Raw genomic sequence first — 12,856 nt, 5'->3', positions numbered from 1 at the left:
TTCATTTTTGTCTACTGCACTAGTATAATCCGTTTGGAGAAAATTTAAAAGCCGGGCAAAAGCTGGCTTGATATTCATTGATTTTTTTGGCAATCATGATAATATTAACACTAGGTACTAATAACTTGTATAAATGGAGGAACGGATTTATGCTATTTTCACTTGAAGGAAAAACGTTTGTCGTAATGGGTGTTGCCAACAAGCGCAGCATTGCATGGGGAATTGCCCGCTCTCTGGACGCAGCAGGAGCACGTCTTGTTTTTACTTATGCAGGCGATCGTTTAGAAAAAAACGTTCGTGACCTGGCGGCAACACTTGAAAATCAAAAGGATCCGTTCATTTTACCATGTGATGTAACAGATGATTCAGCGATTGAAGAATGCTTCCGTGCCATCAAAGAAAAAGAAGGCGTCATCCACGGTCTTGCTCATTGTATCGCGTTTGCCAACAAAGAAGACTTAGACGGCGATTTTGTCGATACATCCCGCGATGGCTTTATGCTTGCCCACAACATCAGTGCTTACTCGCTGACAGCGGTAGCAAAATATGCGAAGCCTCTTATGACAGAAGGCGGCAGCATTGTGACACTGACGTACCTCGGCGGTGAGCGCGTAATTACAAACTACAACGTGATGGGTGTCGCAAAAGCGTCCCTTGATGCAAGCGTGCGTTATTTGGCTGCTGATCTTGGCAAAGACGGCATTCGTGTGAACTCAATTTCTGCCGGACCAATTCGTACACTGGCTGCAAAAGGCATTAGTGATTTTAATGAGATGCTGACTCAAATTGAAGAACGAGCACCGCTTCGCCGGACAACAACACAGGAAGAAGTAGGCGATACAGCTGTTTTCTTGTTCAGCGACATGTCTCGTGGCATCACCGGTGAAAACATTCATGTAGATTCCGGCTACCACATTACAGGCAATTAATTAAAAAAACCGTCCATATTGGGCGGTTTTTCTGCATATACTGGACAAAAAAGCGGAGGTGTGTGCATATGAAAAAAACACCTGGTCCCTTGCTTTATATTGGTCAGCCTCATTTGACGCCTATTCAGCCTGTAATGCAGAAAATTGCTAAAGCAGAATCAGAGGGAGAAATTATCGAAGAGGTGAAACAAGAGGCTGAGGAAAAGCAATTGACGCCGCCGGTCCAAAAAAAAGAAGAAAAGTCAGGCGACGGCCGCTTAAAACCATTTCGGGAAATGAGTATAACAGAAAAAGTCGTTTACCTTGCTGAGCGACGCATTCCGGTTCCATGCCGTTTCGAGTGGAGCGGTCCTACAGTTCGGGGGGTTATTCAATCGTTTGATGAAACGTACGTATGGATACTTGATGAAGAAAGCGATACACCGGTGCAGGTTCCCATTACTGACATTGGGTATATCCGTCTCGCTGGAACATAAAAAAAGCCGCCCCGTTAGTGGAGGCGGTAGATTTTAACGGCAGATATCAAGATCAACGTCTTTGATGCACTGAACCGCAATAAATTCATTTAGATCGACCGTTACGCAGCTTCGTGTTTTGTCAAAATTTTCGACTTTGCACACCTGCTTTAAGCTGATGCCTTCGTCACATGCAAGGTTAACCGGCTCATGATCATCATCAAGTGGCATAAGTACCCGCAGGCGCGCACAGCAGCTGTCAAATACATCTTCTACACGGAAGAAGATGGATACACAGCCGGCGTCACAATCATCAGCTTCATCTGGACTAAAGAAAGCAAAAAACGGCTTTCCTTTTTTTGTTGTCAGCGTAAACACGCGTGTATCTGCATTGCGTCGGCGTGGTCCATCCAGGTCGCCCAGCGGTTCAGCGAAGCAGTCTTTGCAATCACGGCACTCTTCATCTTCTCGTGCGTCTTGAATATCACGGATCGCGCGGACAACTTCGCATACACAGCTCTCAAACTTGTCATCATCGCGATGCTTGTGGCATCCCATTGTGCATTCCTCCTTTAATATCGGTACATTATTACAGTATGAATTTCATTCAAAAAGGCATGGACAAATGCCGTGTTGAATGGAATTTTTTTTTTTGTTTCGCACATACTGATCGAAAACGGAGGTGCGGGTATGAAAAAAACAGCGTGTATTATTTTAGTTCTTTTGCTGGCAGGATGCGGACCCGAGCACGACGGGACGGCGATGCTTGAAAAAGCAGATCCCGATGCTGTTCAGCTGGACGGTCATGATGATCAGCTGGCAGCGGAAATAAAAAAGGAAGCAGATTCTTTTGATGAAATTTACGATACAGCCGTTGTAAAAGGCACGAAGCAGCTGCTTGTAGCTTACAAAGTGCGCCATCTGGAGCGGTTTCGGATGAAGCAAATCGAAAAAAACCTGGCTGAACGCATGAAAAAAACGGCAGAAAAAGAAAAAGTAGAAATTGTTGTGTCAAGCGATTATAAGATCTTTCTTGAAGCAGTTCGTTTAAAAGAAGATATGGAAGCGGGACATTTTACAGAAGAAGAAGCGGACAAACGCCTGGCGGAAATTATTAAATTGAAAAAAGAAATGGCGTAGAGAAAGGAAGAAGAAGATGATCGCAATGTTTTTTTGGGCATTTGTCGTCGGCGGGCTTATTTGTGTCATTGGTCAGCTTATGATGGACCTTGGAAAGTTGACACCAGGTCATACGTTGTCGATTCTCGTTTCAGTCGGAGCACTGCTTGCAGGCTTTGATCTTTATGAACCGCTTGTAGGTTTTGCCGGCGCCGGTGCAACAATGCCGATTACAAGCTTTGGCAACTCACTTGTAGAAGGTGCGATGCAGGAAGCGAAGCTCCATGGAGTGGTCGGCGTGCTGACCGGCATGTTTGAAGTGACAAGCTCGGGTATTTCTGCTGCGATCGTGTTTGGATTTATCGGTGCCCTCTTTTTTAAACCAAAAGGGTGAACAGGGCCCATCCCTTTTTGCATCTCTCTCATATGATAAGGAGAGAACAGCGAAAGGGGGAAAAATATATGGCAATGTATGGATGCGGCGGTTACGGTGGCGGTTACGGCGGCTCAAGCACGTTTGTATTGATTGTTGTTCTGTTCATTTTGCTCATCATCGTCGGTGCGAGCTTTTATTGATGCATTAGAAGGAGGAGCGGACAATGAACGATAAATTTTTTGGCAATATTGAAAAAAAGACCGGCGTGCGTATGAGCGATGTATTTGCACTCGTCGACTCTCTTCAATATGCTGATTTCAAAGATGAACGGACAATCCGTGCGGTTGTCGCGCAAACAGCCGCGCTTGCCGGAAAAAAAGTACCGAAGCAGGTCGAAGATGAAATCGTCCGCACGATCTTAAAAGACGGCAAAAAGCTCGATATGAATACGATCACCAAGATGATCAAATGAGCCTGGGAAGAGAGCAGCAAAAACGCTGCTCTTTTTCCTATTTATACAGGTCAAACGATCTGTTTCTCAATTAAAGCGTTTACGTAAGGAATAAATGAGGAACAAGCGAATATACATGGAGATTAAGGAATATTTTATTGAAAGGAGCGAATAACATGGGCTACATTCTTCCAATTCCACAATTCCAGTACAATGATTACAGAGAACGGGTTTTAAACGAAGCAACCGTTGGATATGCACCGATTGATCCGACTTCAAAAGTAACGTTTGAAAAAGTGCTGCAAGACCGCACAGAGCCACAGGTCCAGTTAAGCACGGAAGAAATAAGAAGAAAACGGCAAAGCGAGCATGAAGCATTTCGTGTACATATGGCGCAGATCAGTGGAAGAGGCATTGAAATTGACCGTTTTGCATAATGCAGCAGCGTTTACATAAGCGCATAAAAAAGCGTATTCTCTGCATCGAGAACACGCTTTTTTGTGGTTATAGCGATTTTGTCATCGTTTTATGCAAAATGCCTGCATCCAAAAACTCGCCAGATACGACTGTATAGCCGCGCTTTTCGTAAAAGGGAATAGCGTGAAGCTGTGCGTCAAGCTTAAGCGCTGTCAGGCCGGCTACCGATTGAGCATGCTGCTCAATCGCTTCCATAATCAGATTGCCAGCGCCGCGCCCTCTTGCTTCTTTGAGCACACAAATCCGTTCCACTTTTCCAAATTCTCCGACAGTACGAAACCGGCCGGCGCCGCACGGCTTTTGCTCTTCATCATACAAAATAAAATGAACGGCTTCATCTTCCAATTCATCAATTTCAAGTGCAGGCGGAACATTTTGTTCTCCTACGAAAACGGTTGTGCGTACAGAATACGCATCTTCCCGCTGATCAAGATCTGTTGTTTTTACAACATTCACGTTTTATGCATCCTTCCCAAGTAAAAATGTTTCATAAACTGTCCATGAGCCATTCTCAAGCTGATACAGCAAATGAAAACGGTCTGCTTTTTCCGTTAAATCAATTGATTCCATCTGCAGGGCTCCGTATACATCGGAATGTTCATCATTGGACAGCTTCTGGCCGATTGTAATGTGGGGAACAAATCTATACGGCTCTTCACCCGAAAATTCCTCCGTATGGAGCATTTCATATAAAGAAGTGAGTGTATCGTTCGGATCCACTTTAAAATAAATCACGTTGTTTACCGGTTCGAACGATTTAACTTTGCTGACGTGATACGAAAACGGCTGATGAAGCGAAGCAACACGGCGCAGCTGCTCTGCAATCTTGCTTATATCCTGTTCATCTGCGTCAAATGGGCTTTTTAACGTAATATGAGGCGCCACGAGCGCGTAATGCGGATCGTACCGTTTCCGGTAACCGTTTACTTTATCCTGCAAAGATTTTGATGGAAAAATGACAACACCGTATTTCATGTTCATTCACTCCTTTAAAATAACCTTTCCTCTATTAGTATACCAAACGTTTTCAAAAATGCAGAATGGGAGGCAGGTCTCATTCGAACATTTTTAAAAGCGCCCGTTTCATGTCTTTTTGCCAGTAAGTCCATGTGTGATTACCGGCAAACTCCTCATAAAAATAGTCGGTTCTTTTGCCGGATAGGAGCGAAGAAAGCGCCCGGTTCGGCGTCAGAAAATCCGCCCGTTCGCCGTTTGTCATCAGCACATCTGTTTCTTCAATGCCGATCACATGATAAAGAGAAGGAAGGGTTGCTGCTGAATCGGCTAAATTCATTACGGTGCTGTCCACAAAAGGCGAATGCATCAGGACGCGCCCGAATAAATCTGGATGTTTTAACGCCGCCATAAAGGAAACGGTACCAGCAAGGGAATCGCCTGCGAGCGCACGGCCAAAACGGTTGCCATGCCCTGGAAACTGCTCGTCCAAATAAGGGACAAGTTCATTGGCGAGAAAGCGTATGTATGCGGCTTGCTGCACGCCGTCCGGATGATACTTTTCGCGCCGGTCGTGCTTGTTGAGATAGGGAATGCCGACTATAATCAATGGTTCTATCTCTTCTGCTTCGAGCAGTTCATCGGCCAGGCGCGGGAGCCGTCCAAGCTGAAAGTAGTCTTTGCCGTCCTGGCAGATTAAAAAGGTATACGAAAACATCGGTGAAAAGTCTGCCGGCACGTATACCAAAAAAGAAATGTCTTCTCCTAATTCGGCTGAATGAATAAGGTGATCCTGAATGGTTCCGCGTTTCATGTCAAAACCTCCTGTGAAAAATGCAGTCAGCTTATTGTACCACGACCAAAAGGGAATGAATGTTCTTTTTCGAGCAGAGGCAGCAGCGAGTATGGTATGATGAACAAAATAATGGAAACGAAGAAGGTGACAATGTGGTGAAAATCGGGACGCTCCGGCGTGCACCGGAAATCGTAGCAGTTTTTGCGAGGCACGGCTTTGCCGGATACATAAAAGATCTTGGGCTGGCGGAAAAAATTCCGTTCACACGCTGGGCCGCCAAAGAACAAAATGTAAAAGGAGAAGAGCTGCGGAGGGCGCTTGAAGATCTGGGTCCGACTTTTATGAAGCTCGGGCAGTTTTTATCCACGCGAACCGACCTGCTGCCTCCATCCTGGACAGAGCCGCTCGCCAAGCTGCAAAACAGTGCACCGGCGATGCCGTTTGATGATATTCGCAAAATTGTGGAGTTAGAAGCGGGCCAGCCGATTGAAGACTGGCTGTTGTATATAGAAGAAATGCCGCTCGGTGCCGCGTCAATCGGACAGGTACACCGCGCTGCTTTAAAAGATGGAACAGAGGTTGCGATCAAAATTCGCCGGCCGGGCATCGAACCGGTGGTTCGAAACGACATTTCGATTTTGCGCCAGCTGGCTAGCCTCGCTGAGCGAAACTCCGAGCTTGCGCGGCAGATCAGCTTAAAAGCGATTATTGATGATTTTGCGGCGGCTCTTGGCCGGGAAATGAACTACCGGCTCGAAGCCACCGAGGCGTTGGGAATGCGGGAGTCGATGAAAGACAAGCGTATTTATGTGCCGCTTATTTTCTCGGAATGGACGACCGAGCGAATGCTGGTGATGGAATTTGTGAACGGAAAATCACTGCGGGGCAATGTGATCAAAGAAATGGATGTCGAGCGGCGGCAGGAGCTTGCACGGGCTTTGTCGGAAACTGTGCTGCGCCAGGTATTTATCGATGGCGTATTTCATGCCGACCCGCATCCGGGCAACCTGCTGCTTCTGCACGACGGCCGTCTTGGGCTGATTGATTTCGGCAACACCGGCCGATTGTCAGAGGATATGAGGCATCTGTTATCAGACTGCTTGTTTGCTCTCGCCGACCGCGATGCCGCAGCGCTGTCGATGCTTGTGCTTGAACTCGGTGCGCGAAAGCCGATCGAACGGCGCCAGCTTCAGCGTGACATCAGCCGCTGGATGGCGGGCTACATGGACATTGAACTTGCGGAGGTACAAATGGGCGCTATGCTGCAGGAGCTATTTGCTGTTGCCGGACGCCATCACATTTCCATTCCAAAAGATTTTGTTCAAGTGGGACAGGCTTTTCTGAAAGTGGAACAAACCGTCATTGCCCTTGATCCGGGCTCAAGCTTATCCGGCATGGTGCGCGATATGGCGAAGGAAGTGCTGTTTGGACGTATTCATCCGAAGGAAATGATACGCGAATCCCGTTCATTTTTGCGCTTGTTTAAAATGGCTGCCAACAAGCTGCCGAGTATTTTAAATGAAACGCTGAATGAATGGGAGGGCGGCCAGCCGAAGCTGAAAATGCATGTAACCGCTGATAACAATCTGATGAGGCGCCTTGAGCGGATGGCGTCACTTATTGTTCTCAGTGTGATTATGCTTGCTTTCAGTATTATTATGGCCGGCATTTTCGTCTCCATGGGCAACCAATCGCCAATTTCCGGAACGAATACGTATATTATCGCTCTCATTACAGCATTTTTAATGACAGTTCTCTTTATGACCGTGCTGTATCTTATGTGGCGGAAGATTAAATAGAAAAAAGGAAGCCCTTGCCGTTTGACGGAAAAGGGCCTCCTTTTGTGACTGAGGCCTGGTACCTGCCATCAACCACATGCTGCGACAAGGATGAATTTTATTAACGTATATAAATAAAGATACATAAACTTGTTGACATGGAAGACTTTATTGAATAAAATATAAATTGTCAGTAAACGATTCCTTAGCTCAGCTGGGAGAGCGCTACCTTGACAGGGTAGAGGTCGCTGGTTCGAACCCAGTAGGAATCATATCAAGCTTTGAAGCTTACAAGTTGCACAGAGGTCAACTTGTGAGCCGAAAAACCTCTCTGGAGGACTCTGTACGGGTCTGCTAGGGAGGTTTTTTTGTTGTTAATTAAAAGACGCACAAGTAGAAGGAACGAGGAACTGAGCTTATAAGGTCAGCCTTTTTGTTTAGTTGACACTTTCTTTTACGTGTCTTGCTACAATAACAAGAAAAGAATCATTAAAAAGGAATGATAGTACGTGCGAGAATTTTATGTAATGCTCGTTATTTCAGGAGTTGGCTCTATCGCTATAGTGGCCTCTTTTATTTATTCATATAAATGGAACAAGGAAGAGGACACTGCTTATAAAATTCCTTTCAAGAATAAACTAGTGTATGCTTTTTTAATTTTTGCATTTGGATTCATCTTTATTTTGTCTTTAATGGATTTACCCAATGTTTTAATGAATAAGACCGAGCATTATGAAGGAAAATGCGAAGTTTGGGTCTACGGAGGAGGAAGAACAGCAGAGAGTATAGAGGTTTCCTTTGGTGAAAGGATGATTTCATTTTCTACTCGGGGTTACTCAAAAGTAAAAGACGGAATTTATTATTGTGAAGTAAACTATTATCCGGTAACGGAGCAGGGAACAGTATTGAAGCTTTATGAGTCTAAAGGTAAGAACCCAATAAACGTGGATTAAAAGACTCATTTAACAGCCTACAATGTTTTTTAATTAAATGGAGGGGTACTATAATTTAAAAATAAAATAGAAGTGTTTAAATGCCCTGCTTTTGGCCTCTGTTCCCAAGTTCATTCGGTTTTAAAGAAACGTAAAAAATGCTATACTCATAGTGTAAGAGAAAGAATAAATTAAAAGGCGTTTGCCTTCAAAGAAAGGGCTGTCTCAAGCATAACAACTAATTGTATGTTGTCATAGGAAAGATAGGTAAGAGGCAGGATCTACTACAAAATACCATGCTTACGAGCATGAAGGAGATAGAACATTGAAAAAATTTATTACGGTTATACTTGCAGCAGCAATCGCGTTTTCACCGGTTGGAAGTGCAGTTTTTCACGATCAGTCTACAACCGTAGAAGCAAGAGGAAGCAAGGGCGGATTCAAGAGCACAAACGGCAGCGTGAACAGCCCTTCGACTTCAACGTTTCAAAATAAAAAAGCCAATTCAGCGGTATCTAATAAATCAACTTTTTCCACAAAGAAAAAGAACAGCTTTTTCTCAAGCCGGTTAATGAAAGGGCTTATGCTTGGCGGATTGGCAGGCTTAATATTTGGCAGTCTGCTTAGCAGCATGGGAATGCTTGGGTCTATATTAGGACTACTCGTTAATGTGCTCGCGGTTGTCGTGTTAATTGCGATTATCCGCAAGGTCTTCTTTAGAAGAAGAGCAAACCGTTACTATTCATAAAAGAAAGACCCTTCTGACAACAGAAGGGTCTTTTTGTTTTAGAAAAAGCAGTCGATTTATTTACAACATCACTTCGGCCAAACGGGCATAAGACTGTACTTTATCCTCAAAGTTGTGCACGTTGGCAATGACCATAAATTCTTCTGTTTGATAGGCGTCGCTTAAGGAGAGAAGCTTGTCCCTTACTTTTTGCGGGGTGCCGACAATCATCCGTTTTCGGTTTTCTTTTACTTTTTCTTTATCTGCCTGTGTAACGATTTTTCGTTTGGCTTCTTCAATCGTTGGGATTCTTGTGTCGCCCCCTTTTTCAACCGCTAAAAGCCAGGCATCCTGGCTGAGGGCGATTTCTTCTGCTTGTTCCTGAGAAGACGCACATACAACAAAAATACAGACATTTACCTTCGGATGCTTCAGCAGGGCGGACGGCTGAAAATCGCTTCGATATTGCTTCATGGCTCTTTGGCCGTTGTAGGGATTAATAAAATGACCGTATGTAAAAGCGGTCCCGTTTTCGGCAGCGGTCCGTGCACCGCGGTGGGTAATGCCCAGCATCCACATTTCGGGAAGCCCGTTCGTCTTCGGGTAGGCTTTTATCGCTTCATCTTGATCCGTTAAGTAACGCTGCAGGTCTCTTACTTGTCTCGGGAATTCATTTAAGCTCCTCCGTACGCCGTCTGTGAGAGCCAGGCGGGTATCGGCAGAACCGCCGGGAGAACGGCCGATGCCCAAATCAATCCGGTTTGGAAACAGCGATTCTAGCACTTTAAAATTTTCTGCAATCTTATAAGGGCTGTATTGAGGGAGAAGCACGCCGCCTGATCCGACGCGGATTGACTTTGTTTGTGAGGCGAGATGAGACATGAGTATTTCTGGTGCAGATCCCGCCATTCCGTTTGTATTATGATGCTCTGCTGTCCAAAAGCGGGTATAGCCCATGGCTTCTGCCGACTGCGCCAGCTTCACAGTTTTCTTTAATGCATCCGCTCCCGTTTCGCCGGCCGCGATAACAGATTGGTCCAGGACACTCAGCTTCATTTTATCCCAACCTTTCTAACTGTAAAAAAGCCTTCTTTGTTTGGCCGGAAAAAATAAGGGACGAAAAATTCTTCATCATGGCCGGATTCTCTTTTTTTCGGCTGTGGTGAATCAAAATCCGGTCCTTATGAGTTTTTTCCGGCTGTGCGTCAGGAGAAACCGGCCATTACAGATAGTTTTCCGTTCATCATTTCTGGCTTAAAGACGCTGTCTTGGCATGGTGGAAATATAAACGTGAAAAGCTGGCAGTTGGCCTTTTTTATTTCCCATCCGTAATTTCTTTGAAAATTTCGTAGGACCGTTTTTGCTTGTCCGGATCATAAATATAAGAGACGGCCATAATTTCGTCTACATTGTACATGTCCTGGAAGCTCGTCAGCTGCTCACGGACAGACTGCTTGCTTCCCATCAGTGTAACGCTGGACATGGAAGACGCCATTTGTTTTTCCGGTTCGCTCCACAGTTCGTCCATATTTTCCACAGGAGGGCTGAGCGGCACGCTGGAGCCGCGTACAACGTTTAAGAAAAATTGCTGCATCGTTGTGGATTCGAACTCGGCTTCCTCATCGCTTTCTGCTGCGATTACGTTCAAGCAGACGATCATATAAGGAGCGTCCAAATAGTCGGATGGCTTAAACCGGTTGCGGTAAATTGCAATGGCTTCTGCCAGGTACCTTGGTGCAAAATGAGAGGCAAAAACATAAGGCAGGCCAAGCTCCGCGGCTAAATAAGCGGAATCGGTAGAAGAGCCGAGAATATAAACCGGGATATTGGTGCCGGCGCCCGGGTAAGCTTTTACATCGCCTTGCAGCGCGGCCGGGCCAAAGTATGTCAGCAGGCTGTTTACATCCTCTGGGAATGTATAAACCGTATCATGCTGCGAGCGTCTTAAAGCGCTGGCTGTTTTCATATCCGTGCCGGGTGCACGCCCGAGGCCTAAATCGAGACGGTCGGGATAAATAGTCGCCATCGTGCCGAATTGTTCAGCGACAACGAGAGGTGAATGGTTCGGCAGCATAATACCGCCGGAGCCGACGCGAATATGCTTTGTGTGCTCAAGAGTATGCTTAATTAAAATGGATGTAGCGGAGCTCACAAGAGTAGGTGTATTGTGATGCTCTGCAATCCAGTAGCGGCTGTAGCCCATTCGTTCTGCCGCCTGCGCTAAATCGATCATAGAATCAATCGCTTCTTTTGGCTTTTGTCCTTTACGGATAGGGGCCAAGTTTAAAACCGATACAGGTATGTTTATATTTGACATTTCATTTTGTCCTTTCTGGATGAAGTTTCTTTTCTATCGTAACAGTCCAAACATCCAAAGCAAACTGAAATGCTTAGGGACCCTAAAGGTCTGTTTTTCTATAAAGAAGACAGGTGTTTATTGCCAGTAAGCTGAACCATCCCAAAGGTAAGCCTGGAGCAGATCCGTATTGATCTCAATTCCAATTCCTATCCCGCCTGGAATCGATACAGAGCCGCCGGATGGCGTAAGGGGCACGAGCTCGGAAAACGGATTTTCCATTACGTCCCATTCAACGGGTTCAATATTTTCCGCGTTCATTTTTGTCCAGGGGGCCAGGCTCGCCTGAGAAAAAAGCGTATACAGCCGTGACAGCGCACCATCGTAACTGTGAGGAGATACTCTAACTCCGAAATGCCGGGCAAGCTGCAAAGCATCACGGAAATCGTCGATACCCGTCCCATGCAGAATATCCGGCTGAATGATATCAAGCGCATTTTCGTTTAAAATCGGCAAAAATTGTTTGGCGCTTTTTATGTTTTCACCGCCTGCAATCGGCACAGAAGAACTGGCACGCAATAGCTTGTACTCAGGCAGGTTGTTCAGCGGCATGGGCTCCTCCAGCCACAAAAGATTGGTCCAATTTGATAGGTAAGGTTCCCATCTGCGGGCTGCTGCCATATCGTAGCTCTGGTTGGCATCCAGAATAAGCGGGGTTCGTTCTTCGGTCATTTTTTGCAGAGACTGAATATGTGTAAGGTCGTCTTGAAACGTTTTGCCGCCAATTTTTACTTTTACTGCCGTAAACTCCTTTTGAATCGCTCCTTCTACAAGCTGCAGAGAGTGGCCGATCCAATCGTCCCGGTCTGAATAAGATTGAAAGGAAGCATACACAGGTATGCGGTCCCGCCATTTTCCTCCCCACAAATCACAAACCGAGAGACGGGCAGACTTTGCGGCTATTTCCGTTAACGCCATACTGACTGCAGCGGCCGCCCGCTTATGCCATTTTTGAATGACGGACACTAACGGCAGGCGATCAGCGGCCGATTTTCCGATTAAGTACGGGATAATTCTTTCTGTAAATCCGACATGCAGGGCAGGCAGCCAGTCGATGCATTCTCCCCAGCCGTCAACACCGGATTTGGTGGTAATGCGGATGAGGTAACACGATCTATATTTCTTAGGGCCATTCGCATCTCCGTAAGGGGCGGCAAGACGATGAAGCAGGGGAAACGTTTCAATTTTTTCGATTTGCATAGCGGACCCACCTTAAAAAGTTTATGATCACGTTTATACGACGGTTCTATTCTGTACGTTCGTTTTGAATTTATGCGCAGCCGGTCGATGGATTTTTTGATAGAGATTCGGGCTGCTAGTTTTGAAACCAAAGAGCAGGTGGAAAGCCGTCTCCGCTATTCCACTGTCCAGCTTTTTGTGAAAAACGATATTGCGCTCGCTTCCTCTATAGGTGATGCAGCGCTCTTTGAAAAAAGATATGGTTCCTTCCACCAGATATTTTCTATTTGTTTAGTTGATTAGTTTTCTGAGTGACGGGTAATAAGA

General features: G+C 45.7%; 18 protein-coding genes and 1 tRNA gene. 12 read left to right on the top strand and 7 right to left on the bottom strand.

Annotated elements, in window-relative coordinates:
- Positions 1 to 149 precede the first annotated feature (149 nt).
- Together fabI and RRU94_RS21265 are read left to right on the top strand one after the other, a co-directional pair.
- Positions 150 to 929 (top strand): enoyl-ACP reductase FabI, encoded by a 780-nt coding sequence (gene fabI / locus RRU94_RS21270; protein WP_251270533.1) that lies wholly within the window; start codon positions 150 to 152, stop codon positions 927 to 929.
- A 68-nt stretch (positions 930 to 997) separates the two neighbouring features.
- Complete coding sequence (locus RRU94_RS21265) at positions 998 to 1,405, top strand: CotO family spore coat protein (protein WP_315692872.1); 408 nt, start codon at positions 998 to 1,000, stop codon at positions 1,403 to 1,405.
- A 33-nt stretch (positions 1,406 to 1,438) separates the two neighbouring features.
- Here the strand turns inward: RRU94_RS21265 and RRU94_RS21260 are convergent, their stop codons facing one another.
- Complete coding sequence (locus tag RRU94_RS21260) at positions 1,439 to 1,942, bottom strand: CotY/CotZ family spore coat protein (RefSeq protein WP_242232358.1); 504 nt, start codon at positions 1,940 to 1,942, stop codon at positions 1,439 to 1,441.
- 132 nt (positions 1,943 to 2,074) lie between these two features.
- On the opposite strand from RRU94_RS21260, the gene RRU94_RS21255 reads away from it, so the two are divergent.
- The 5 genes from RRU94_RS21255 to RRU94_RS21235 all read left to right on the top strand — a co-directional run bounded on the left by RRU94_RS21255 (position 2,075) and on the right by RRU94_RS21235 (position 3,767).
- A complete protein-coding gene (locus RRU94_RS21255) occupies positions 2,075 to 2,524 on the top strand; it encodes a sporulation protein (RefSeq protein ID WP_315692871.1) in 450 nt (149 codons plus the stop codon).
- 16 nt (positions 2,525 to 2,540) lie between these two features.
- A complete protein-coding gene (gene spoVAE, locus RRU94_RS21250; protein ID WP_242232356.1) occupies positions 2,541 to 2,897 on the top strand; it encodes a stage V sporulation protein AE in 357 nt (118 codons plus the stop codon).
- Positions 2,898 to 2,965: 68 nt separating this feature from the next.
- Positions 2,966 to 3,079: a YjcZ family sporulation protein gene (locus RRU94_RS21245; RefSeq protein WP_285879211.1), complete on the top strand. Its 114-nt coding sequence runs from the start codon at positions 2,966 to 2,968 to the stop codon at positions 3,077 to 3,079.
- A gap of 23 nt (positions 3,080 to 3,102) precedes the next feature.
- Positions 3,103 to 3,351 (top strand): stage VI sporulation protein F, encoded by a 249-nt coding sequence (locus tag RRU94_RS21240; RefSeq protein ID WP_050182196.1) that lies wholly within the window; start codon positions 3,103 to 3,105, stop codon positions 3,349 to 3,351.
- 155 nt (positions 3,352 to 3,506) lie between these two features.
- Positions 3,507 to 3,767, top strand: a complete 261-nt coding sequence (locus tag RRU94_RS21235) for a hypothetical protein (protein WP_315692870.1) — start codon at positions 3,507 to 3,509, stop codon at positions 3,765 to 3,767.
- Positions 3,768 to 3,834: 67 nt separating this feature from the next.
- On the opposite strand, the gene RRU94_RS21230 is transcribed toward RRU94_RS21235, so the two are convergent.
- From RRU94_RS21230 to RRU94_RS21220, 3 genes are all read right to left on the bottom strand, one after another.
- Positions 3,835 to 4,263, bottom strand: coding sequence for a GNAT family N-acetyltransferase (locus RRU94_RS21230; RefSeq protein ID WP_251270530.1), 429 nt, complete (start codon positions 4,261 to 4,263; stop codon positions 3,835 to 3,837).
- Between the two features lie 3 nt (positions 4,264 to 4,266).
- Complete coding sequence (locus tag RRU94_RS21225) at positions 4,267 to 4,782, bottom strand: YjcG family protein (protein ID WP_315692869.1); 516 nt, start codon at positions 4,780 to 4,782, stop codon at positions 4,267 to 4,269.
- A gap of 79 nt (positions 4,783 to 4,861) precedes the next feature.
- Entirely contained in the window at positions 4,862 to 5,575 is a 714-nt protein-coding gene (locus RRU94_RS21220) for an alpha/beta hydrolase (RefSeq protein WP_315692868.1), read from the bottom strand.
- A 59-nt stretch (positions 5,576 to 5,634) separates the two neighbouring features.
- On the opposite strand from RRU94_RS21220, the gene RRU94_RS21215 reads away from it, so the two are divergent.
- From RRU94_RS21215 to RRU94_RS21200, 4 genes are all read left to right on the top strand, one after another.
- Positions 5,635 to 7,356 (top strand): ABC1 kinase family protein, encoded by a 1,722-nt coding sequence (locus tag RRU94_RS21215; RefSeq protein WP_315692866.1) that lies wholly within the window; start codon positions 5,635 to 5,637, stop codon positions 7,354 to 7,356.
- Between the two features lie 178 nt (positions 7,357 to 7,534).
- Positions 7,535 to 7,607: transfer RNA gene (locus tag RRU94_RS21210), tRNA-Val, on the top strand.
- Between the two features lie 237 nt (positions 7,608 to 7,844).
- A complete protein-coding gene (locus RRU94_RS21205) occupies positions 7,845 to 8,288 on the top strand; it encodes a hypothetical protein (protein ID WP_315692865.1) in 444 nt (147 codons plus the stop codon).
- 304 nt (positions 8,289 to 8,592) lie between these two features.
- On the top strand, positions 8,593 to 9,015 hold the full coding sequence (locus RRU94_RS21200; RefSeq protein WP_315692863.1) for a hypothetical protein: 423 nt from the start codon (positions 8,593 to 8,595) through the stop codon (positions 9,013 to 9,015).
- Positions 9,016 to 9,075: 60 nt separating this feature from the next.
- On the opposite strand, the gene RRU94_RS21195 is transcribed toward RRU94_RS21200, so the two are convergent.
- From RRU94_RS21195 to RRU94_RS21185, 3 genes are all read right to left on the bottom strand, one after another.
- Complete coding sequence (locus tag RRU94_RS21195) at positions 9,076 to 10,050, bottom strand: LLM class flavin-dependent oxidoreductase (protein WP_315692861.1); 975 nt, start codon at positions 10,048 to 10,050, stop codon at positions 9,076 to 9,078.
- A 259-nt stretch (positions 10,051 to 10,309) separates the two neighbouring features.
- Positions 10,310 to 11,311, bottom strand: coding sequence for an LLM class flavin-dependent oxidoreductase (locus tag RRU94_RS21190; RefSeq protein ID WP_315692860.1), 1,002 nt, complete (start codon positions 11,309 to 11,311; stop codon positions 10,310 to 10,312).
- A 117-nt stretch (positions 11,312 to 11,428) separates the two neighbouring features.
- A complete protein-coding gene (locus tag RRU94_RS21185) occupies positions 11,429 to 12,550 on the bottom strand; it encodes a mandelate racemase/muconate lactonizing enzyme family protein (RefSeq protein ID WP_315692859.1) in 1,122 nt (373 codons plus the stop codon).
- An 87-nt stretch (positions 12,551 to 12,637) separates the two neighbouring features.
- Between RRU94_RS21185 and RRU94_RS21180 the strand changes: the two genes are divergently transcribed.
- Complete coding sequence (locus RRU94_RS21180) at positions 12,638 to 12,832, top strand: hypothetical protein (RefSeq protein ID WP_315692857.1); 195 nt, start codon at positions 12,638 to 12,640, stop codon at positions 12,830 to 12,832.
- The last annotated feature ends 24 nt before the right edge of the window (positions 12,833 to 12,856 follow it).

The sequence above is a fragment of the Domibacillus sp. DTU_2020_1001157_1_SI_ALB_TIR_016 genome, from assembly GCF_032341995.1.
GTDB classification, from domain to species: Bacteria; Bacillota; Bacilli; order Bacillales; family Domibacillaceae; genus Domibacillus; species Domibacillus indicus_A.
Note: the sequence above shows the minus strand (reverse complement) of the source record. Positions and strands in the feature narration are given on the sequence as shown.

Bases quoted from the DNA above. Each gene is read 5' to 3' on its own strand.
- fabI (WP_251270533.1), top strand. From the start codon at position 150: ATGCTATTTTCACTTGAAGGAAAAACGTTTGTCGTAATGGGTGTTGCC.
- RRU94_RS21265 (WP_315692872.1), top strand. From the start codon at position 998: ATGAAAAAAACACCTGGTCCCTTGCTTTATATTGGTCAGCCTCATTTG.
- RRU94_RS21260 (WP_242232358.1), bottom strand. From the start codon at position 1,942: ATGGGATGCCACAAGCATCGCGATGATGACAAGTTTGAGAGCTGTGTA.
- RRU94_RS21255 (WP_315692871.1), top strand. From the start codon at position 2,075: ATGAAAAAAACAGCGTGTATTATTTTAGTTCTTTTGCTGGCAGGATGC.
- spoVAE (WP_242232356.1), top strand. From the start codon at position 2,541: ATGATCGCAATGTTTTTTTGGGCATTTGTCGTCGGCGGGCTTATTTGT.
- RRU94_RS21245 (WP_285879211.1), top strand. From the start codon at position 2,966: ATGGCAATGTATGGATGCGGCGGTTACGGTGGCGGTTACGGCGGCTCA.
- RRU94_RS21240 (WP_050182196.1), top strand. From the start codon at position 3,103: ATGAACGATAAATTTTTTGGCAATATTGAAAAAAAGACCGGCGTGCGT.
- RRU94_RS21235 (WP_315692870.1), top strand. From the start codon at position 3,507: ATGGGCTACATTCTTCCAATTCCACAATTCCAGTACAATGATTACAGA.
- RRU94_RS21225 (WP_315692869.1), bottom strand. From the start codon at position 4,782: ATGAAATACGGTGTTGTCATTTTTCCATCAAAATCTTTGCAGGATAAA.
- RRU94_RS21220 (WP_315692868.1), bottom strand. From the start codon at position 5,575: ATGAAACGCGGAACCATTCAGGATCACCTTATTCATTCAGCCGAATTA.
- RRU94_RS21215 (WP_315692866.1), top strand. From the start codon at position 5,635: ATGTTCTTTTTCGAGCAGAGGCAGCAGCGAGTATGGTATGATGAACAA.
- RRU94_RS21195 (WP_315692861.1), bottom strand. From the start codon at position 10,050: ATGAAGCTGAGTGTCCTGGACCAATCTGTTATCGCGGCCGGCGAAACG.
- RRU94_RS21190 (WP_315692860.1), bottom strand. From the start codon at position 11,311: ATGTCAAATATAAACATACCTGTATCGGTTTTAAACTTGGCCCCTATC.
- RRU94_RS21185 (WP_315692859.1), bottom strand. From the start codon at position 12,550: ATGCAAATCGAAAAAATTGAAACGTTTCCCCTGCTTCATCGTCTTGCC.
- RRU94_RS21180 (WP_315692857.1), top strand. From the start codon at position 12,638: ATGGATTTTTTGATAGAGATTCGGGCTGCTAGTTTTGAAACCAAAGAG.